Raw genomic sequence first — 21,040 nt, 5'->3', positions numbered from 1 at the left:
CTTATTAAGGACTTACAGAACTGTCATCGTTCAGAGAACTTAACACTACTTGATGCCGTCGACGATTCCGCGCATGTAGCCGCCTTCCTTGCGCAGGAATTTGGAATAGACGTTCATCTCGTCGCCGAAACATACGTGTCTGACGCCGAGATCCAGATAGTATTTAACGTCGTCAGGATTTCCATATATTTCGCACCTGGGCTGCACTCCATGTTTTAAGGCAACTTCGATCATCCTGCGCTCTGCGGCTTTGCACTCTTCGGCCGCGTCGGCCTTGTTTTTGCCCATGCTCATGGAATAATCGGATGGCCCGAACTGAACCATGTCGACGCCGGGGATGGAGCAGATTTCTTCGATGTTATCCATAGCTTCTTTCTTCTCTATCATGAAACAAAGGACAATGTCGTTTACGCGTTTGATATGCTCCAGTTGGGAGATGTAGGGCTGGCAACCGATATAACGACGGTTCGGGAAGCCGAAGCGTCCACCGGTAGCCGGCTCGTCCGCCTTTACGGCTTTTACGGAGGCGCGGACCTCATCCGGAGTCTTGTGGTCCGTGAAGAGGATCGCCTGGAAGCCGGAGGCAATCGCTTTCTGAGCGACATACTCGCGGCTCTGGAAATCGACTTTGATCATAGACCCCATGTTGTGCAGTTCACAGGCGCGAGCTATGTTTTCAAGGTCATATTGATCGAAAGGAGAGTATTCGGCAACGTATTCAATATAGTCGAAATTTCCGCTGGTACCAACGTATTCGACGACCATAGGCCACTGGCTCAACACGCGGGTGCCCAAGGAAGGCTTCCCAGCTCTCAAAAGCTCCCTCAGTTTGTTTTCCTTCATCTAAAAGCTCCTCCTCCTCCTGCTATCTATAAATATGTGATTAAAATATGATTACGCCGGTGCGCGATATAGAAGATATTGCTACAACTGCCTATAGCTCGAGGGCATCGTACTTTTTAATCTTAACTTTAGCGATATCTCTCCAGTCGATACTTAAGTTATCTTAACACAGGCACAGGTATTTAGCTAAAAACGGCCGCTTAAGCTCAAATATGGCTTTGGGTTCAATAGTACCACTCATGCTGTTGCAAATTTGTGCAGCGAAGTTTCTTTTAAAGATCTTGTCTCATGATTCCAGTTCGGGTATGATATCACTTCCATGGGGAATAAAGATAAATTCTGCATCTTGACCCATTATCTTAATGCTTTCTTCAATCGCCTGTTGTATGTCTGAAATCGGAATGAAAAACATTTCTTTTAAATCCCTATCTGAAACCCCTTTCGTGACGACTATTACTTTAAAGTTGGACAAGGCTCTGGCATAATAGAGTGCCTTGCTGGATGACTCTGGTGTAAACCCCTCTTTCTTAAACCTATCAATAACGTCTTTCGGCTCTTTGGCACTTTTCAGCCAATTACCAAATTTGCCTATGCCATCTGAAGCTTCCGCAACCAATATAATCACTCCGCCTTTTTTACAACACATCTCAGCAGGCACAACGGCCTTCTGAGACTGATGCAAATCAAAATCCCTGGGGAATCCCCCTGGGCTTGTGATAACCACATCAGCTTTTCTGGGAACTTTTACCCGATGGACCTTATTGCACATATCTACACCAGCTTTATGTGCTTGATCAAGATCGCCGGCAAAAATGCCGGCGATCTTTTCTTCTATGTTATTCACCACATTAACTATGAAATCTACTTTTGCCATCTTAGCTGCCGAGAGAGACTCTTCGTGCATAGGGTTTCCATCAATCCACCCCATGGAGGGCTCAAATGGTCTTATCGGAAAAGAGTGATGAGGGCGAATAGAATCGATGCCTGCGATACCGGGCAACACGCTTTTTCTCCCTCCCCCAAAACCTGCCGAGTGGTGGGGGGAAACGATCCCTGTCAGTATTTTTAGAGAAGCCTCGACAAATATCTTGTTTATGTATACAGGGATTCCCCTTTTCGTCGTCCCCAAATACACTATACTTTCTTTATCCATAGCATCATGATTATAAATCCCAATCCGATTCACAATGTCTGATCCAACCATACCTTCGAGCTCTTCTTTTGTGTTACCCCTATGATTCCCCGTCGCAACTAACAATTTAATTCTCTCGTCGCTAATGCCAGCCTCATTCAGAACCTTGACTATGCCGGGCACCAGTATTTCGGAGTGGCATGGTCTCGTAATGTCATTAATTACGATTACGGCGTCCTTTTTGTTTTCCGCCAAAGACCGAAGAGAGGGAGAGCCTATCGGGTTTTCTAGTTTATCCATTAAAACAGCCTTTGGATCATCAAGTTCCTTTACATAGGGTGGCTCAAGAGTAGCTATGAGATTGGGTACTTCTGCTTTTAACAAATTCCTCCCATATGGTATTGATATTCTCATTATATTGATCTCCTTTGTATTTTTGTCTAAAACACTTGTTAAAGTATATTTTTATTGACAAAATATTAGAATTAGATATTTTTTATGGCATCACAAATGGCTCTGCCCATATCCTCAGTGGTTGATATACCACCAAGATCAGGTGTAAGATGTTTTTTCTCATAAAGCACTTTGTTTACCCCAAACTCTATATCCTTTGAGGCCTTGATGGCATCGGCATCGCCTTTCGTGTTTCCCAACCAAGAAAGTAACATTTGGGCAGACATTATCATGGCGTAAGGGTTTGCAACGTGTTTGCCGGCTATATCTGGAGCAGAGCCATGCGTAGCTTGAGCCATGGCATATTTGGGACCCACGCACAATCCCGGCGCCATTCCAAGGCCACCGACAAGTCCTGCCGCTTCATCGGAAAGAATATCTCCAAACATGTTTGTCGTAACAATCACATCAAACTTTTGAGGTCGCATCACTAAATTCATTGCAAATGTATCAACTATCATAGTATCAAATTCAATGTCAGGATACTCCTTACTTTTCTCTTTACAGCTATCAACAAACAAGCCACAGGTTAGCTTAAATACTGTATTTTTATGAATTGCAGTTACTTTCTTTTTTCTATTTCTCTGGCGTGCTAACTCAAAAGCTGTTCCGGCAACCATTTTGGAATTGCGCTCTGTAATAACTCTGACAGACAAAGCTATATCCGGAGTGGGCATGAACTCACCCTTGCCTTTATACATGTTTCTGTCAGGCTGGAAGCCTTCGTTATTTTCCCTGACAATCACAAGATCAACGTCCCTATGGAGACTTGGGATATTCTCGTACGATTTCACCGGACGTATATTGCTCACCAAATCGAAGCTTTTTCGTAAAATAGGATGAGGATTGATAGCTTTAGGATCGTCTTTTGGGTAAGCCATGTGTCCTATGGGGCCCAGAATCCAACCATCAAGGTCAAATAGGCCGTCAAAAGTCCTCTTTGGAAGAGTTTCTCCGTTTTCAAGATAAGATGAATAACCTATCGGAAGCTCATGCCATTCTATTTTGACGCTTTCATATTTCTCAATAGCAGTTTTTAGCACCTCAACTGCCACAGGCACTACTTCGAGTCCTATGTCATCACCCTGCAAAATTCCAATTTTGTATTGCGCCAATTTGCCTCTCTCCTTTAATTTGATCTACAGAATTCGATTGTCATTTCTTATTATGTTATAATCAAATTTAGTATTAATAACATAACCTGCAAAAGTATCCGAGCATTATCTTAATTATTTTAATTCCTCAAGCAGGCTACGGACAAGTGGAAGTAAATTTGGTGATTTTCTCAGTTATTTCATATTTATACACTTTCTTTTCTACCTTTGAAATAATTACTATAAATTGAATATATTACGCTGATAATTGCTATGCATATCAGAACGAGGGAAATCGGATTTTGGAAGAATATCATCCAGTTGCCCTTGGCCACCGTTAACGATCTTCTGAAATTTGTTTCAACAAGATATCCAAGAACGAATCCTAACGCAGTAGCGCTTACAGGATAATCATGGACCTTAAGTATTAATCCCAATACTCCGAAAAGTAAAACTGCAAATACATCAAATATGCTATTGTTAACAGAAAAAGCTCCAACGAATATTATCGCTAAAATACACGCATTCATTATGGATTCAGGTATATTGACTACTTTCGCCAACAACCTAATAAAAGCTAAACCAATAAATATCATCACTATATTGGCAACAAATAGAGAAACAAAAATCGAGTATGGAACATCTGGATTTGTAACAAAAAGCATCGGTCCAGGCCTGAGTCCATGAATTATCAGCACTCCTAACATAATAGCTGTAGAACCTGAACCTGGAATGCCGAGGGATAACATTGGAACCATCGCCCCACCGGTAACTGCGTTATTAGCAGCTTCAGGTGCAGCAACTCCTTCAAGTGCACCGTTTCCAAAATCTTTTGGATGTTTCGACCATCTGCGGGCTTCATTGTATCCAATCCAACAAGCTATTGATGCTCCAGCCCCTGGCATAACGCCCACGAAAACGCCAATAATTGAACCTATTAACATGGCAAGAAAACAGCCTTTATAGTCAGCAAAAGAAGGATATCTTGAGCTAACACTGTAATCGACTGCAACTCGCTCTATTTTTTTATAGACGCTATATAAGACCTGACTTAAAGCAAAAATTCCCATATAAAATGGTATCAACTCAAACCCCTGGATTAGCTGTTCGGTACCAAAACCAAATCTTACTATCCCAGAGAAAGGATCAAGCCCTACGGTAGCCAGCAAAAGCCCTATAGAAGCGGCGATCAATCCTTTAAAAATATCTGCAGATAAAGAGGCAATAAGTGTCAATCCGACTACAGCCAGTGCAAAATATTCCGGTGGACCAAAGGCTAAGGCGACCCCTGCAAGGGGTATCGCCAAAATCATTAATACAACACTGGAGATTAGCCCTCCAGTTACACTGGCATATAACGACATTCCTAAAGCCAATCCTGTTTTGCCTTTTAAATGCAACGGATAACCGTCAAGGACAGTAGCAGCTGACGAAGGCGTACCGGGCGTTCCAATAAGTATCGAAGGGATCGACCCTCCATATTGACCCCCACAATAAATTCCCACATACATTAATATTGCTATTATTGGGTCCATTCCCCAGGTAAAAGGCAACAGAATGGCCATGGTCATAGAAGCGTTTATCCCTGGTATAGCTCCTCCTATGGTGCCTACAATAACCCCAATCGTAATCGCAAGAATTCCTTCTATTGTAAAAACAATGTTCGTTCCAAGCATAATGTTTTGCAATAAATCCACAAACACTGCGCATTAACCTCCATTCATCAAAGATGAAGTTCAAGCCACTCAACTACGTAAAAATAAATCCCAATAAACCCTCTGGCAAAAGAATATTAAGAATTCTTGAGAATACAATATAAAGAAACAAAGAAAATCCGCAACTTATCATTAAATTTTTATTAAGTTTGGTTCCTCCTTGAATCAATACTAAGAAAAAAATCAATAATATAGTGCTAAATAAATAACCAATCCAGTTAAGAATTACAATATAGATACCTGAAACAATAATGATTAAAACTACTTTCATTAAATTCCTAAAATCAGTACTTTCTGTTTGTTGCGCTTCCTTAATGTCAATAACAAGGGATTTGTCTTTTTTTGTGCTCAAAAATACTATGAATAAATTCCCAACTGCGCAAACTATAATTATTACAGATACAATTTGTGGAAATACGTGTGGACCTACGGGATCAAAAGTTCTGACCGATGCATATGGTATGGCAACCCAATAAAATACCGTAGCAATTATTATCCACGCCAGATTAAGAACTACTCTACCCAATAATTTCTTGGTGGCCACAGCCGTCATCCCCTTATGTCGCTTCATACTACCTCTGTGCTTTAGATTTTAGGCACAAAGGTAGTATGAAGCTAATTTACATTTACATTTTATTAATCTTCATCATGACACTCATATTATAGCTTAGTATAACCCTTTGCTCATCTCTTTAAAGAATTCATATTGCTCGTCCATTGCTTTTTGCATTTCATCGGTAGGCCTGAAGCGAGGCACAAGTTTATTCTCTTCATAATATTTCTTGAACGCAGGATCATCATAAATCTTTTGCAACCTATCAACCCATACTTGAATAACTTCGTCTGGCGTGCCCTTCGGCGCTAAGATGCCTCTCATTTTCTCAAACACAAAATCAATTCCGGATTCTTTCAGCGTCGGCAAGTCGGGCAAGCTTTGCATCCTCTCGGAGTTAAGGTTACAGATAAGCTTTATGTTTCCAGCTTCCACTTGACTGGCGATCTCGGCATACTCGCCGATAGCTGCGTCTATACGTCCAGCTATTATTTCTACCATAACATCCGCCCCACCCTCAAAAGGAACGACTGTTATTTTCATATCAGCAAGCCGAGCAATCTTTTCAATGCACATTGTTTCAGCACTACCAGGATTTCCAGCTCCCCATGTCTGTTGACCCGGGTTTGCTTTTGCATGGTTAATAATATCTTCAAATGTTTTAAATTTACTATTTGCTGAGGTGTAGATTACTGTAGGATCAAAAAATACTTGAGCAACAGGCTTGAAATCTTTATAACTTACTGACATCTTTGTCTGGAGCGGCCCTGCTAAAATAGAAGAAGATATTCCAAGCAAAGTATAGCCATCAGGCTTTGCGTTCTTTACATATGTCCAGGCGTTAGAGCCACCTCCACCTGTCCTATTTTCTATAACAATGGGTTGGCCCAAGAGTGGTTCCATAGCTTTAGCCAACTGTCTTAGAAATATATCTCCTCCAGAACCTGCCTGCGAGTGATAAACTATTGTCACGGGCTTAGCAGGATAACTAACATCCTTAGCTACTGCCGCTCCTGTGCTAACGGCAGCTGCCACCGCCACAGTTAACATTATGGCCAAAAATCTTCTTCTCATTTCCTTGTGCACCTCCTCGGCTTATTTAAAATCTTAGTTAGTTTCCCGTTTATAAAATCATTTGCTACCTTTTATACTGCAAATTTATTGCTTATGTAGCGAATATTTTATTAAAATTACGGCTTAGCTGAAATGCAGAAGAAATTTGTTACTACTTTAATTTAAATGTATAATGAAACTTACTTAACAGCAACCATCTCTGTTGTTATAGCCAAGAACTATCTTTAAGCAGAATTTTTTGCTGCCCGAGTGTCGATAAGTGTCAAATGGTATAAATAAACTAAAATATCTCAACATAGAGCCTCTTCAAACACATATTCTGTATTCATTATCCTATATCTTACACAATAACAATCCCTCAATTTCCTCACCTCTCTACTGAGAACGTCATTCTTTTATGCTTGCTATCGGACTCAAAAGAATAGGCCGCGAAAAGCTATCAAACATCTTGTATGAGCTAAATTCGGCGACGCTGAAGAACGCATTCCTGCTATGAATTCGTATTTTTCATACAGAATATAACTTATTGCAAATAACGTTAACAAAGATCAATGATAACACCTCTATTGGCTATAATTTTAGCTTGACAAAGTACAGATCCCAATTGTTGCAGTTAAAAAATTAAGGCAAGAATTACACCTCTGTTTATATTGTAGTTACAATTTCCCTTTCGTCAAGCATCTGGTGATCGTCTCTATATAGCGTGACAATATTTCGGTGGCAAGGGCCTCAGCAACACCTTCATCGCATAGACTACTACGTCCCGTAGGCCAAAGGATGTCGGCACTCGCGTAAAGACGTTAGTAGCCTTGTGGCGTGTCCTGTTTTTCTCCTGGCTTAGCCCACGCACCTGTTGGCATAGGCTATCATGTATGAATGATCTAAGACTGCCCTTTTAAAGACCTTCTTTATGTTCACGCATACTTCTTTGATCTTGTGAGGAGAAAGGAAACATATAGTGCTTAAAAAAATGACTACGCAAGGAGGCTCGATTCCTTGCGTAGCATAACGGATGCAGTTTGAGACTTTCGTTACTCCATCCTACTACTATGAATTAAAAATCAGAGTTAAAAGATGCGTTCCAGGGTGAAGTAAACCCTACGTTCTGGAGCATAATAATAGGTATTGTTTGCCTCGCTTTGCCAGAAGTCTTCGTCAAAGAGGTTATACACGGAAAGGCGCAGCTTAAATGAACTTAACTGGTACGCAATTGAGGCGTCAACAGTCGCGACGTTTGATTCGGCACCTTCTCCCTCTTCGCGGTTACCGAAGTAGTTAATGGTTAATCCTCCCTCGAGAGGACCATTGCGATAAAGGAGGGAGGTATCAACATCCCACTCTGGGACACGCGCCCTCTTCCAAAGGCCGTTTTCTTTTTCCTCTGCTCGCATCCAGCTTGCACTGAGCTTCAAATCCCAAAGGCGAGAGAGCGCCCAGCTTTTTGAAGTTTCGACGCCCCAGGCGTGGTATTCATCGGCATTTTCGTAAGAGGAAGTATTGAGATTGTATAAGATTTTATCGTTCATGGTTATGTAAAAAAGACCGGCGTTCCAAGCTTCCGATTCATTGTATCCTTTTGCGCCAATTTCGTAGCTGTAGCCTTTTTCAGGCTTCAGGTTCACATTCGGGACCACCCAAGCTCCATCTCCAAAAAGCTCATACACACTCGGCATGGCAAAAAAGCGCCCCGCCGATAGATACCAGGTAGTTCCGCCAAGCGTCTGATAGAGAAGCGAAAATTTAGGCATCAGCTCGTCGTAATCATCGGCTTCGTCCTGGTCCCACATTTCATACCTGAGCCCCAAGTTTAAGATAAAATCACCCACGGGTTTGGACAATTCAACAAAGGGGGCATAATTTTCGCGAGTTCGATCTGTTGGGACGCCTTCGTCAAAGTAAATATCCTCTTTACGGAAGGATAACCCCCATGAAAAAAGCGTGTCTTCCCACGCAACTTTTTGCGAAAACTCCGATCCCCAAGCTTCGCTATCATAGAAATATTTATTTAAATTGTACCAGTAACCTTTTTCTTGATCATGATAATAAATTATAAATTTATTAGATACTTCTTCCCATTTTAGATTAAATCTGGAATATTCATCTTCCTGTCTGTTTTTGTCGTTATAAGACCATCCACTCCAAGAAGAAGTCCAATTTGAGCTATATTCACCCCAGGAGGCATTGAAAGTAAAAGGGCCTTTTTGCAGCGTCAGGCCGGCTGATTCCTCGTCGTAATCAAGGCTTTTGTCGAGCATGCCGTCAGTTAAAGACAGAGGCGCTTCCCCTTCTTCCGATTTCGAGTATCGAACCCTCACACCAAAATCTCCGCTTGCAGTCCAAGCGCTTGCCGTGCCACGCCTCCAATCGTCAGCTCCGACTTCGCCGAGGATCGAAAAGCCTTCGCCTTCGAGTTTACGGGTAATGATGTTTATAACTCCAGCTGCAGCCATGGAGCCGTAAAGAGCCGACCCCGCGCCCTTAACGACCTCTATCCGCTCTATATCGTCCACGGGTATGGACCTTAAGTCATAAGCGGCAGCTCCGGCACCGTATGTAGCGTTATAGTAAGGTACTCCATCGACCAGAATAAGAACTTCGGTTACCAGCCCTCTCATTTTGATGTTGTCTTCCATTGTCCTGCCGCTTCGCGAGGTTACATAAATCCCTGGGACGCTCGAGAGGATGTCGCTTAATTTCTTTGCGTTGCTTTTTTCTATCTCTTCGCGGTTTATAACATAGGTCGGTGCTGGAACCTCCTCAAGGCTCGTATAAATTCGCGAACCCGTAACTATCTCCGGTTCAAGAGTTATGACTTCTTCCCCCTCCTCCGCAGCGGACACGCTCGCCCCGAACAACGCCATCGCAAACGCCAAAACCAGTAAAGCCGCTTTCTTTTTTCCTTTCACTTCTTGCCCCTCCCGTAAGCTGATTTGGGGCCAAAAAAATAGGCCCTCTTGGGCCTAACGTATTTAACGCCTTCCCCCTGGCCCTCGCGGAGGAAAAAGCGCCTGGAGAAGGTTCGGTATCCGGACTCGGAGTCATCCTCGGCATGCGCCTTCCCGGCAGTTTGCCAGTGGCATGTGCATGCGTCGTCATCCTTACCGTAGCGGGGCTGTGCCGGATTCTAACCGGCTTCCCGAAGAACTTCCCCTCACTATTTTGTTGTCGCCCTCCCAAATATTGCCAGAAAGGCTTAAGCGCTACTAAAAATAGAACTTTGCGACATCAAAGTCAAGGCCTTTTGAACGCATCCAGCGAGCAAACCAAGCAGACACGGTGAAGCAAAACATCCGGAGACACAGGCAAATTTTACAAAGAGCGAGACGCACATGCTCATCGGAGTGGGCACCTTCGGCTATAATGGCTCTTGGTCGTCGACAGAGAGGCCATCGGAGGTGCGCACACTTTTACCATGGAGCATGAGATTGTCCTTCGCGTAGAAGGCGTTACTAAGTGCTTTGGAGACAGATGCGCCGTAGACGATGTCACTATAGCCGTGCCGCGGGGGGAGACGCTCGGAATATTGGGGGCCAACGGCGCGGGGAAGACCACGTTGCTTCTCATGCTCTTGGGGGCCGTGAGGCCGACAAAGGGACACATCTGCGTCTTCGGGTTGAACCTGGAGCATCACAGGGTAGACATCCTGCGACGGATGAACTTCGTCTCGATAAATGTTAACCTGCCCATGAACCTGCGCGTCTGGGAAAACCTCGCCACCTTCGCCCGCCTATACGGCGTAAATGACCCGTGGCGCAGGGTGGACGAACTCTTGGAGCTGATGGAGATAAGCCACCTCAAAAACGCCCTCACCGGGGCTCTCTCGAGCGGAGAGACGACGCGCTTGAACCTCTGCAAAGCCCTCATAAATCACCCAGAGTTGTTGCTCTTGGATGAACCGACGGCCAATCTGGACCCAGATATAGCCGAGAAGGTGCGAACCACGTTGAAGAGGCTTTGCGAGGAGGAGGGGACGACCATACTCTACACGTCGCACAATATGCACGACGTGGAAGAGATCTGCCACCGCGTCGTATTCCTCCACAAGGGACGCCTGGTGGCCTCCGGAAGCCCAAAGGAGCTCATCGCGCGCTACGAAAGCCGAGACTTAGAGGAACTATTCATCCGCATAGTCCGAGAAGAAGGAGTGGCGGCAAGTTGAAGATGCGCCGCATCTTGGCCGTAGTCTTGCGCTATCTCTACGTTTACAGGCGCAGTTGGGTAAGGCAGTTTGAGATGGTCTTTTGGCCGACCATGGACCTTTTAGTGTGGGGATACGTGACGATCTTCATCCAACGCACCGCCGGGGGCGAGCTGCCGAACTTCATAACCTTTCTCATAGGGGCAATGATATTTTGGGACATCCTCTACCGTTGCCAGCAAGGTATAAGCATATCGTTTCTTGAGGACGTATGGGCCAGAAACCTGCTAAATGTATTTTGCTCGCCGCTTCGCCTCTCCGAGTACATAACAGCCACCTACATATTTGGCCTGATGCGGGTGGGCGCCACGTTTATCCTCATGTCGTTCGTTGCCCTCGTCTTATATCGCTTCGACGTTTTCGATATGGGGTTGTACCTCTTGCCGTTTTTGGCAAACCTCTTGGTCTTCGGCCTCACCATGGGACTTTTCGCCGTGTCCGTAATGCTTCGCTTTGGCCAGGGAGCCGAGGCGTTGGTATGGGCTTTGCCTTTCCTAATTCAGCCAGTCTCTGCGGTCTTTTATCCGATAGAAGTACTACCGTCTGCCCTCAAAAATATAGCCTCGCTTTTGCCTACAAGTTACGTCTTCGAGGGCATGAGGGCGGTGATACGAAACGGTAACCTTCCCTCGGGCGAGCTCCTCTTGGCTTCGGGATTAAACCTGCTATATCTGGCCCTTTCTGCGTGGCTTCTCTCTCGCATGTTCGACTTTGCCAGAGACAAGGGAACGTTGGGCAAACTTGGGATGGAGTGATGAGTGATGAGTATCACTTATTGTTGATCGCTGGGTTGTGCTTCGCGCAACCCCGAATTTGCTTCACAAGTTCATAAAGCTTTTTATTGAACGCATGAAGTGCGTTCGGCGCTTCGCGCAGCGATGCATCGCTGATCGCTGAACGTTAATTACTAACCGAGGCCATACAAGCATCGTCATTTAAGTATGAGGGCAAGATACTTGAGCAATCAAAAACAAATCGTCGTAAAACGTTGTATCGCAATCTTGCCTTTGGTATGCTACAATACTTTTAAGACGTATAGGCATCGGAGGTGAACGAAATGACGCTCAAGAATAACCCAGTAATTCAGGCCATCTTAGGCCGCAGGAGCATCCGCAGATACCAGCCCAAGGCTGTAGAAAAAGAGAAGGTCAATATGCTTTTGGAGTGCGCCTGTGCCGCGCCGAGCGCAGGCAACAGCCGACCATGGCACTTCATTGTAGTCGACGACAGGAGCAAGCTCAACGCCATTGCCGAGGCTCACCCTTACGGCAAGATGCTCTTTCAAGCCCCCCTTGCCATCGTCGTCTGTGGCGATCCGACCAAAAGCCCCTTCGCCCATCGTCATTGGGTTGACGACTGTTCGGCCGCAATGGAAAACATATTGCTCGCAGCGCATGCCTTGGAACTTGGAGCCGTATGGCTCGGCGTGCAACCTGACGCCGGAAGAGAGCAAGCCGTAAGGAACATTCTTTCCATGCCGGATCACATAAGGGTGCTCGGCATAGCGAGCATAGGCTACCCTGCCGAGACAAAAGAGCCGCACCACGGCATAGACGAGGGTTGTCTCCATATGAACGGGTGGTAAAAAGAGGGAGGAGGTGTGGTGCGATGTTGGACGTGAAAGACTTCGTCAAGCAAGGCGAGGAGGTCACCATCACGAAGGTGGTGGGACCAGAGGACACGGTGGGCACCAGCTCCACACACCTTCAACAGCTCCTTTCTACCAACGCATGTATCAACATAATGATCAAAACAGCAGTAGAAATGGTGGATCCCAAGCTTCCCCCAGGATACATAACCGTGGGACGCTATTGGGAGACCACACATCACGCCCCCGTATTGATGGGCTCCACAGTGAACTTCAAGATCACCCTCGACAAAATCGACAGCAATAGGCTGCTTTTCTCTATGACGGGATGGGACGATACGGGCGAATTCTGCCGCGCAAAGCATGAGCGTGTGGTGATAAACAAAGATAAGCTGATGGACAAGGTCAGAGAGCGAGCCACACGATAACAAAACATATGACGACGCCGACAAAATTCGCGATAGAAGAAACAAGAGCTGAGGTCTTACATCCGCGCAGGAAAAGGGTAGCTCTCGCCTTGGGGGCCGGCGGAGCGAGAGGGCTTGCCCACGTAGGCGTGCTTTCCGTGCTCGAGGAAGAGGGAATCCCCATCGATTTCATAGCTGGGACATCAATGGGGGCAGTGGTAGGTGCTATGTATGCCCAGGCCCCGGACGCTTGCACCCTGACGGAGAAGGTTGAAGAGGCTCTGGATGGTCAAGCGTTAGAATCGCTTGGTTTAAGTTACCTTAAAAGACAAAATAACGGCGCAATTTCGCTCTTGCAGCAGATAACTGAGGTAGCAACGATGATAGTAACGTCTGGCTTCAAAGAGGCGCGCTTGAGCCTGCTTAAGGCAAAGAGGCTTGAGCGCGCCCTTTCTTCGGTCATCGACGACTGCGATATGAAGGAGCTCCAGATCCCCTTTTTGGCCATAGCCACCGATCTCAACAGCGGCAGGAGTGTCACGTTGACAGAGGGCAGCACCGTCAGAGCCGTCCGCGTATCCGCTTCAGTGCCCGGCTTCTTTCCTCCAGAAGTGGTTGAAGACATGATGCTCGTCGACGGCGGTGTTTCAGCCCCTGTCCCTGTGGAATTCGCCAGGCGTGCGGCAGATGTGGTAATCGCCGTATCTGTCGAACCGACCAAGCTCAAGCCGCTCGAGACTCCTCATGTGGCGGAGGTATTGAAGAGGGCCGACTTTATAAGAGGGCTATGCTTATCGGCGATGCAGCTCGCCCAGGCGGATGTGACCCTTCAGCCTGACCTCGGGGATGCGCACTGGATGGATTTCGATCAATGGCGATCTTTCGTGGAAGCGGGAAGAGAAGAGGCTCGAAGGAAGATCGACGAGATCCGTTCCGTCATCAAGAGTGCAGGTGGTCGCCGAAGCCGCGCCTCAAGTTTTGCGAGTTGACGAGTCGCTTCGAAATTGCGCGCCGCCTAAACCCGAAGGCCATCCGGCGGCGCGCAACGTTTCTACTTTTTCTTCCAATACAGAAGAGACTCCGGCGCTTTGGGCGCGGGGCGAATCTGCGGAGCCGGTCCTTTGAAGTCTGGCGGATTCTGCTCAGGTATGGGCGGCCAACGGTCTTCTGCTATGACAGGGTGATATTCAGCCCCTTTCAGGTTTTCCTCAAATTCCTTCTGCACGGCTTCTAACTTATCTTTGTCGGTTAAAAGATCTAAGGCAGTAGCGGCCAAAACCTCAGCGGCGTAAACCATACCCTTTTGCCCAATGGAGCTGCCGTATTGCTCTACGTTTACCGGAGAATGTCCAGGAGAACCAACGGCCGCACATGCAGCGTAAAGCTTTAAGACAGGAGCTATATAACTCACGTCGCCTGTATCTTCCGATCCCTTGCTCATTTCAGAGGAAGGTTCATAAACAGTGCTGTCGAGCCCTTCTAAGGAAAGATTATACTTTTGAGCCAAAGACTTGGCCATCTCTTGCTCTTCTTCTGTAAACTTGGGCGGCTCTATGGCCTTCATGTTTTCATACAAGAGATACGCGCCGGTCTTGTTGGGTATCAAGTTGTAAAAGGCTCCAACGACGGGAGCAGTGACGTCCGTGCCACTCGCCAGCGCCCCGGCGCGTAGGCAGTCATCGATACCTCCTTCTCGGCTGCGCAGGTATTCTATGTCTGCCATCTTGGGACCCCTCAGGCCCAAAGACATTTTAGCGAGGTCCGGGACGACGTTCGTCGCTTGTCCACCGGCAGAGATCACGTAGTGTATCCTCATGGGTTCTATCATGTGCTCCCTCAAAAACTCCATAGCCATGGAGGCGATCATAAGGCCATCCAAGGCGGACCTCCCCTTTTCGGGCGCGGCGCCTGCATGGGCACTCTTTCCAGTAAACGTAACGTCTAAAATCTGCACCGCCAAGTTCGAACCGTATTTGGCCTCATTTTTTGTGCCTGGATGCCAAATGAGTATGGCGTCACAACCGTCGAATACGCCTTCTCTGGCCATCCAAACCTTGCCGCCGTGAGTGTCTTCGGTCGGCGTGCCAAAGAGCTTAACGGTGCCGTCGATCCCTTTTTTCTCCATCGCCACCTTCGTCGCGATCGCAGCGGCCACGCTACCGGCGCCAAATAAGTTATGGCCGCAGGAATGTCCGTTGGGCAGGGCATCAAACTCCGCAATTATGCCTATCACAGGTTTTCCTGAACCCCGCGTAAATGTGCCCACAAATGCCGTAGGCATGCCCGCTTGTCCACGCTCTACCTTAAAACCGTTTTTCTCAAGCTCGCCTACCAGCAGGTCTGAACTCTTAAACTCGTGCAGCCCTACTTCGGCATATTCCCAAAGTTTTCTGGAGACATCACCGAAGTGCTGCGCGTTTTCTTTCACCCAGCTTACGGCCGTTTCTTTTGCAGCAGTCGCCTCACTTGCCAAGACAACCGCTGCTAATGGCTGCAAGACAAGCACCGCCGCTAAAATCAAAAACACAACGAAATAACGCTTTCCCTTGACACTCACCTTCCTCGCCCTCCTCTCGATCTACCCTCGTACTTTTGCCACTCCTGTCTCAAAAATCGCTTTTTCTTTTCAAAACCACCCCCTTTTTCAACTTTCATGTAGATCCTGCAAACTAAGCAAGCTACTATGTTCGTTTTTCTTGGACAAACGTCGCTAATTGCGGGAGAAAGCAAAGGAGTTCGTCGATCAGGCTTTCTTCGTCTCTATAGAGTATGGCCTTTATGCCGACCGAGGCGGCTCGCTCCACGTTTTCGTTTCTGTCATCTACAAAGATGGCTTGAGGGGGTCTTAAGCCGAGTTCCCGCAACACAATATTAAATATCGCCGTATCGCGTTTAGATATGCCCATCCTGTAGCTATTAAAAACCCTGTCAAAAAGATAAAAGAACGGCGTGCGCTCGTTGATCTCCTCAAGCCAGTTCGTCTGATCGCTTAAAATAGCAGTTGTAAGGCCAGCCTCTTTGAGCGATCTCGCGAGTTCGAGCACGCGTGGGCGAAGGACAAAGCGAGAGAGAACAACCTCCCGCAGTTCCTCGTCGGGCGCAGATATGCCCGTATAATGCCTGAAGGCATCCCAAAATTGTTGTTCCGTCGCCTTGCCGTTGACGAAACCAGTTTCATAGGAAAGCGAGCTTCCCAGCTTCAAGACTTCGTCGGGGTCCTTGCCGTAGCGCCTGCCTATGACTTTCAGACCGTTGACAAACCCCTCTTCTGCAATCACGCCACCGAAGTCGAATATGACAGCCCTTACAAGATGCTCTTTGAGAATATCGCCCATTTAGACAATATCAACTCGCTTTCTTTGGATTTACGAATATGGTAACACAACCACCGCCTTAACTCCCCGCGGATAGCGTCGTAGGCTTTCGGGCAAGTTTCCAAGGTTTTACATCTCTTCCAAGTGAGCGAGCGCCGAAGAGATCGGGATGTAAACCACCCGCAGGGAGAAAGCCTTTACGCTCAGCTCCCTAGCTAACCGGGGAACGCGGCGTGGTTTGTCTTTAAAACAGAAAGCCTTGTTGTATGCAGCAATGCTTATGCACTTGTTCACCTAAGGATACAAGATTGCTTTCACCACGTTGCCTTTCTCTATCTCCTCGAAAACCTTTTGCCAGTTCTCTAAAGGTTCCCTGTGGCTTATTAAGCTTTCGACATCCAATACTTTTCTGCCGAGCATCGAAAGGACCATGTTCCAGCTCAAAGGCGACGAGGCGAAGCTAAAAACCACATTTATAGCCTTAAGCACTGCCTCTTTCCAGTTTATGTTTAGTTCCTCAGGGCCAGGGATGCCTATAACGCCCATGCGCCCCTGCCTCCTCAAAGCCTTAATGCCGGCGTTTATGGCTTGTCTGGAACCCGAACACTCCATCACGAGGTCTGCTCCAAAACCCTCGGTAAGGCCAAGGACCTTTTCTACCGCGTCTTCTTTAGATGCGTTCACTACATAGTCAGCACCGAGCTTTCGGGCAAGCGGCAAACGAACCTTCTCGTCAGCATCCGTTCCCACGACCATTACCGCTCTCGCGCCGTACAATTTTGCCATCTGAAGCGCAAGGAGCCCTATCGGCCCGGGGCCCATGACTACAACAAAATCCTCCGGCTCTACTCTCGCCCTTTCAAGCAACCCTTGAGCCACAACGGCAGAGGGTTCCGCCACAGCCGCTTCGTCAAAACTAACATTGTCGGGGATTTTGTGGATGAGGCGCCACGGAAGCTTTATATACTCTGCATAGGCGCCGTCGGTGAACGTGCCAGGCGACCTCCTGTGAGGACACATATGAGGGTTGCCGCTTTTGCATAGCCTGCAAACGCCGCAGCTCTCTACGGAGAGCTCGCTGACTACCCTATCGCCTACCGCTAATCCTTTAACCTTGCCCCCAACCTTCACGATCTCGCCGGAAAACTCATGCCCCACCGCAATAGGCGGAGTTGTGGCGTATTCGTCGGTATAGATGTGATAATCCGTGCCGCAAACTCCTACGGCTCTGACGCGGATCACCACGTCATTTTCGCCGCATGTAGGCTTATCCACCTCCATAAGGCTCATGTTGCCCTTGCCGCGAGATAACTTCACCACTGCCTTCATCTATATCGCCTCCAATTTAAGTCGGCTTTAAGTCAACGCGAGGAAAAAACCGGACTCTGGCCCCGAGAACCGTTATCAACTTTATTGTAACCCATTAAATGACTCAGCGCCGCCAACTTTGTCAACCCTCATTGGCGGCGCTGGACATGCGAGTAAATGCCGGATCCGCAAAAACTCCCTAAGTTACTTCTTCCAATAGTAGTCAGCGATTAAGGAATAAGGTGGATAGATCCGCGTCCTATATGGAACATATTTAGATGCCCATGCTTTTTGCGACTCGTAAATCTTCTTAAACATAGGGTTAGCTTCGCACTCTCTGGCTGCAACCTTATCCCACGCCTCAAGGAATTTAATCAACACTTCATCGGGAGTCCTAACCACTTGAACACCATATTCCTTCTCAATTTTTTCCAGCGCTTCTTGCCCATATATCCATTCTTCAAAGTTGTTCTTCAAGGTCATCTCGTTGCAAACCACTTCTACGATATCTTTAAGGTCTTGAGATAATTGTTCCCATTTCTTTTTGTTTATCAATAATTCAGTGCATCCGCTAGGTTGATGTATTCCAGGCATCTCGTAGAATTTCAAAATGTCAGGTAGCCCAAGCAATAGATCGCTATGTGGATCACTGTATTCCGTTGCGTCTATGGTCTTCCTCTCCAACAAGGGAAGGATTTCCCCTCCTGACACATTGACGACTGCCACGCCCGCCTCTTTGAACACGTCGGCAGCCATACCAGCTACCCGCATCTTAAGGCCTTTAAGATCCTCAAAACTCGTTATGGGTTTTGGGAACCATCCAAGCGGCTCTGGGAGTTCCCCCTTGATCATAAATGGTACAACATTGGTATAGCCGGTACTTTCAAACAGTTCCTTCCATAAATCATAACCGCCTCCAAAGAGAAGCCATGCCGCCCAGTCCCAAGCATCCATACCAAATGGACCACCTGTAGCAGACGAAAACAACGTAAAAGCGGAATTTTTGCCGACCCAATAACCGGACCAGCCTTGCCCAGCCTCCAAGATACCTCTATTTACGGCATCGAGCACCTCGTAGGCCGGAACTATCGTGCCGGGGGCGAGCAATGGCCCAAGCTGCAGCCGGCCCTGGCTTATTGCCTCGATGCGCTTAACTACCCTCTCTCCGTGGATAAAGTCCCATGATCCCACTCCGAATGTGCTCTGCGTCCTCCACTTTATCGGCTTTTCCTGCGCTGCTGCGTCTATAGTATAAGCTGCAAAAACAAGGGTCGTGATGATCACAACTCCGATCATCCACATACTCGATCTTTTCATCGCTCTTGCACCTCCTACTTTAAGATATTTGTTTAACTGATCATGCCACGCCTTTGCTTTTGTATACCCAAATCACCCCCTTTTTTGTCACTTGTCGCTCATGGAGACAACTCCTTACTTGCCATAAGCCAACGTCGGCAACCACAAAACTACCTGCGGAAAGATAATGCATAAAGTCAAACCAATCAGCTGCAACGCGATATAAGGTATAACACCTTTATAAATGTCCATCAGTTTCACTTCGGGCGGAGCTACTCCCTTCAGATAAAAGATAGACGTCGCAAATGGTGGCGTCAAAAATGCGGTCTGAAGGCATATGCACACCAAGAGGGCAAACCAAAGGGGATCAAATCCCAACTTTGGTACTATAGGAGCGAAAATGGGAATGAAAATCAATAAAATGGCAATCCAATCCACAAAGAAACCCATTATAAAGATAATCAAAAGTATAACGGCAAGCACGCCATACCGGCCCACCGGCAACCAGAATAGAAAATCCGTTATGAGCTGGCCACCGCCCAAAGCCAGAAAAGCTCCGGTAAAGATGTTTGCTCCTACAGTTATAGTGAGCACGAAGGCAGAGGCCATCATCGTATCGTAAACTGCATCCTTTAGGTTCTTAAGATTGAGCTGCCTATGGGCAGCCGCTAGGAGCATACCGCACACAGCCCCTACTGCCGCTGCTTCCGTCGGAGCGGCTAAGCCAAAGACTATTGACCCCAAAACCGCGAGAATAATCAAGAAAAACGGTACCATATCCACCACCAGCGCGTAGAAGAGTTGAAGTTTTGGCATAGCTCTCTCCTCTGGCGGTAAAGGGGGGCCCATCTTAGGGTTAATGGCACAGCGCACAGCTACATAACCCATATATAAGCCCGACAAAATGAGCCCAGGAATAATTGCTGCGGCATAAAGCCTCGCCACAGATACGTTTGCTAATGGTCCATATAACACTAACATGATGCTGGGAGGTATTAGGATGCCCAACGTTCCACCTGCCAGGATGGTTCCTGTAGCCATAGGAATATCATAGCCGCGCCTCAACATCACCGGCAGAGCAAGGAGGCCCATTACGGTAACCGGAGCACCAACTACGCCAGTAGCGGCAGCGAAGAGCGTACACAGTGCAAGCGTAGCCAAAGCAACCGAACCTCTCACTGGACCAAAAAGGACTTGAAGAACATGGAATGATCGCTCGGCAATACCTGCCCTTTCCATCATACAACCCATGAACACAAATAGCGGGACAGCCGGAAGCGCATCATTCATAAGAACCCACAAAGCAGCACTGGCCATCTGATCCATAATAGGTGAGCCCCAACCGATAAGCCCCACCCAAAGAGAGACACCCATGAGGACAACAAATACAGGAAAGCCCAAAAAAATGCCTACTGCTATGGCAGGGAACATTAAGATAGCAAGGATCTCCGTGCCCATTCTATTTACCTCCTTTAGCGAGACGCAAAGAACGAATGAACTGAGCTATTCCTTGAAGCAACATAACGAACATTGCCACGGGAAGTACAGTTTTCAACGGATAAAGAGGGGGTCGCCACGCACCTGCACTGCTCACTTCCCTCATCTGCCATGAGAAGGCCGCATAATCTATCCCTTTGACAAAGAGAACAATAATGGCAGGGAAGAAAAGTATCAAATACAGGCAGACATCTACAATCCCTTTCTGACGTGGAGAGAATCGTTGGTAAAACACGTCTATTCTTATATGTTTGTCCTTGCATAAGGCATAAGGAGAGCCCAATATGAACATCGTGCCGTAAAGCATGTAAGTCAGGTCGTAGGCCCATACTGTAGGCGCTTTAAAGACATATCGAGCAATAACTTCATAGAATAATCCCAACACAAGAGGAATGATAAGCCACGCAAAAATTTTCGCGGTAACTTCGCTCAGTTTGTCGGCAAAACTGATAAACCTATCCACCCAACAACCCCCCAATCACCCCACAGCTTGGGCATATCCTCTCTGAAAGTAGACTCTTCGGGGAACCACCTCTCGCCGCGAGCCAAAAGCTCTTCCAAGACGCAC

At 47.1% G+C, this 21,040-nt stretch carries 18 protein-coding genes and 1 riboswitch; of the genes, 5 read left to right on the top strand and 13 right to left on the bottom strand.

What is annotated here, in order from left to right:
* Positions 1 to 45: 45 nt before the first annotated feature.
* The 7 genes from EZM41_RS01780 to EZM41_RS01750 form a co-directional block, all read right to left on the bottom strand.
* Positions 46 to 843, bottom strand: a complete 798-nt coding sequence (locus EZM41_RS01780) for an HpcH/HpaI aldolase family protein (protein ID WP_198468806.1) — start codon at positions 841 to 843, stop codon at positions 46 to 48.
* Positions 844 to 1,129: 286 nt separating this feature from the next.
* A complete protein-coding gene (larA, locus tag EZM41_RS01775) occupies positions 1,130 to 2,389 on the bottom strand; it encodes a nickel-dependent lactate racemase (protein ID WP_198468804.1) in 1,260 nt (419 codons plus the stop codon).
* Positions 2,390 to 2,460: 71 nt separating this feature from the next.
* Positions 2,461 to 3,543 (bottom strand): isocitrate/isopropylmalate dehydrogenase family protein, encoded by a 1,083-nt coding sequence (locus EZM41_RS01770; protein ID WP_198468802.1) that lies wholly within the window; start codon positions 3,541 to 3,543, stop codon positions 2,461 to 2,463.
* A gap of 185 nt (positions 3,544 to 3,728) precedes the next feature.
* Entirely contained in the window at positions 3,729 to 5,225 is a 1,497-nt protein-coding gene (locus EZM41_RS01765) for a tripartite tricarboxylate transporter permease (RefSeq protein ID WP_198468800.1), read from the bottom strand.
* 46 nt (positions 5,226 to 5,271) lie between these two features.
* Positions 5,272 to 5,781, bottom strand: coding sequence for a tripartite tricarboxylate transporter TctB family protein (locus EZM41_RS01760; protein ID WP_198468798.1), 510 nt, complete (start codon positions 5,779 to 5,781; stop codon positions 5,272 to 5,274).
* A gap of 123 nt (positions 5,782 to 5,904) precedes the next feature.
* Positions 5,905 to 6,864 (bottom strand): Bug family tripartite tricarboxylate transporter substrate binding protein, encoded by a 960-nt coding sequence (locus EZM41_RS01755; RefSeq protein WP_198468796.1) that lies wholly within the window; start codon positions 6,862 to 6,864, stop codon positions 5,905 to 5,907.
* A 1,067-nt stretch (positions 6,865 to 7,931) separates the two neighbouring features.
* Positions 7,932 to 9,770, bottom strand: a complete 1,839-nt coding sequence (locus EZM41_RS01750; protein ID WP_198468794.1) for a TonB-dependent receptor domain-containing protein — start codon at positions 9,768 to 9,770, stop codon at positions 7,932 to 7,934.
* Between the two features lie 93 nt (positions 9,771 to 9,863).
* Positions 9,864 to 10,052, bottom strand: a riboswitch (cobalamin riboswitch).
* A gap of 224 nt (positions 10,053 to 10,276) precedes the next feature.
* On the opposite strand from EZM41_RS01750, the gene EZM41_RS01745 reads away from it, so the two are divergent.
* The 5 genes from EZM41_RS01745 (at position 10,277) to EZM41_RS01725 (ending at position 14,046) form a co-directional block, all read left to right on the top strand.
* A complete protein-coding gene (locus EZM41_RS01745) occupies positions 10,277 to 11,023 on the top strand; it encodes an ABC transporter ATP-binding protein (protein WP_198468793.1) in 747 nt (248 codons plus the stop codon).
* A 2-nt stretch (positions 11,024 to 11,025) separates the two neighbouring features.
* Positions 11,026 to 11,817: an ABC transporter permease gene (locus EZM41_RS01740; protein ID WP_232618965.1), complete on the top strand. Its 792-nt coding sequence runs from the start codon at positions 11,026 to 11,028 to the stop codon at positions 11,815 to 11,817.
* A 302-nt stretch (positions 11,818 to 12,119) separates the two neighbouring features.
* Positions 12,120 to 12,647, top strand: coding sequence for a nitroreductase family protein (locus tag EZM41_RS01735; RefSeq protein ID WP_198468790.1), 528 nt, complete (start codon positions 12,120 to 12,122; stop codon positions 12,645 to 12,647).
* A gap of 23 nt (positions 12,648 to 12,670) precedes the next feature.
* Positions 12,671 to 13,078 carry a thioesterase family protein gene (locus EZM41_RS01730; protein ID WP_198468788.1) on the top strand — a complete coding sequence of 136 codons (408 nt, stop codon included), beginning with the start codon at positions 12,671 to 12,673 and terminating at the stop codon, positions 13,076 to 13,078.
* 8 nt (positions 13,079 to 13,086) lie between these two features.
* Entirely contained in the window at positions 13,087 to 14,046 is a 960-nt protein-coding gene (locus EZM41_RS01725; RefSeq protein WP_198468786.1) for a patatin-like phospholipase family protein, read from the top strand.
* Positions 14,047 to 14,108: 62 nt separating this feature from the next.
* Here the strand turns inward: EZM41_RS01725 and EZM41_RS01720 are convergent, their stop codons facing one another.
* The 6 genes from EZM41_RS01720 to EZM41_RS01695 form a co-directional block, all read right to left on the bottom strand.
* Positions 14,109 to 15,614, bottom strand: coding sequence for an amidohydrolase (locus EZM41_RS01720; protein WP_198468784.1), 1,506 nt, complete (start codon positions 15,612 to 15,614; stop codon positions 14,109 to 14,111).
* A gap of 124 nt (positions 15,615 to 15,738) precedes the next feature.
* Positions 15,739 to 16,392, bottom strand: coding sequence for an HAD family hydrolase (locus EZM41_RS01715; RefSeq protein ID WP_198468782.1), 654 nt, complete (start codon positions 16,390 to 16,392; stop codon positions 15,739 to 15,741).
* A gap of 273 nt (positions 16,393 to 16,665) precedes the next feature.
* The gene (locus tag EZM41_RS01710) at positions 16,666 to 17,700 is read right to left on the bottom strand and encodes a zinc-dependent alcohol dehydrogenase (protein WP_198468780.1); all 1,035 of its coding nucleotides are present in this window, start codon (positions 17,698 to 17,700) and stop codon (positions 16,666 to 16,668) included.
* Between the two features lie 183 nt (positions 17,701 to 17,883).
* Positions 17,884 to 18,996 (bottom strand): TRAP transporter substrate-binding protein, encoded by a 1,113-nt coding sequence (locus EZM41_RS01705; protein WP_198468778.1) that lies wholly within the window; start codon positions 18,994 to 18,996, stop codon positions 17,884 to 17,886.
* Positions 18,997 to 19,110: 114 nt separating this feature from the next.
* On the bottom strand, positions 19,111 to 20,433 hold the full coding sequence (locus EZM41_RS01700; protein ID WP_198468776.1) for a TRAP transporter large permease: 1,323 nt from the start codon (positions 20,431 to 20,433) through the stop codon (positions 19,111 to 19,113).
* A gap of 1 nt (position 20,434) precedes the next feature.
* Positions 20,435 to 20,935 (bottom strand): TRAP transporter small permease subunit, encoded by a 501-nt coding sequence (locus tag EZM41_RS01695; protein ID WP_198468775.1) that lies wholly within the window; start codon positions 20,933 to 20,935, stop codon positions 20,435 to 20,437.
* Positions 20,936 to 21,040: the final 105 nt, after the last annotated feature.

This window comes from Acetomicrobium sp. S15 = DSM 107314 (assembly GCF_016125955.1).
In the GTDB taxonomy this organism is placed as follows: Bacteria; Synergistota; Synergistia; order Synergistales; family Thermosynergistaceae; genus Thermosynergistes; species Thermosynergistes pyruvativorans.
The sequence above is the reverse complement of the archived record's forward strand: the minus strand, read 5'-3'. Positions and strand labels throughout refer to the sequence as shown.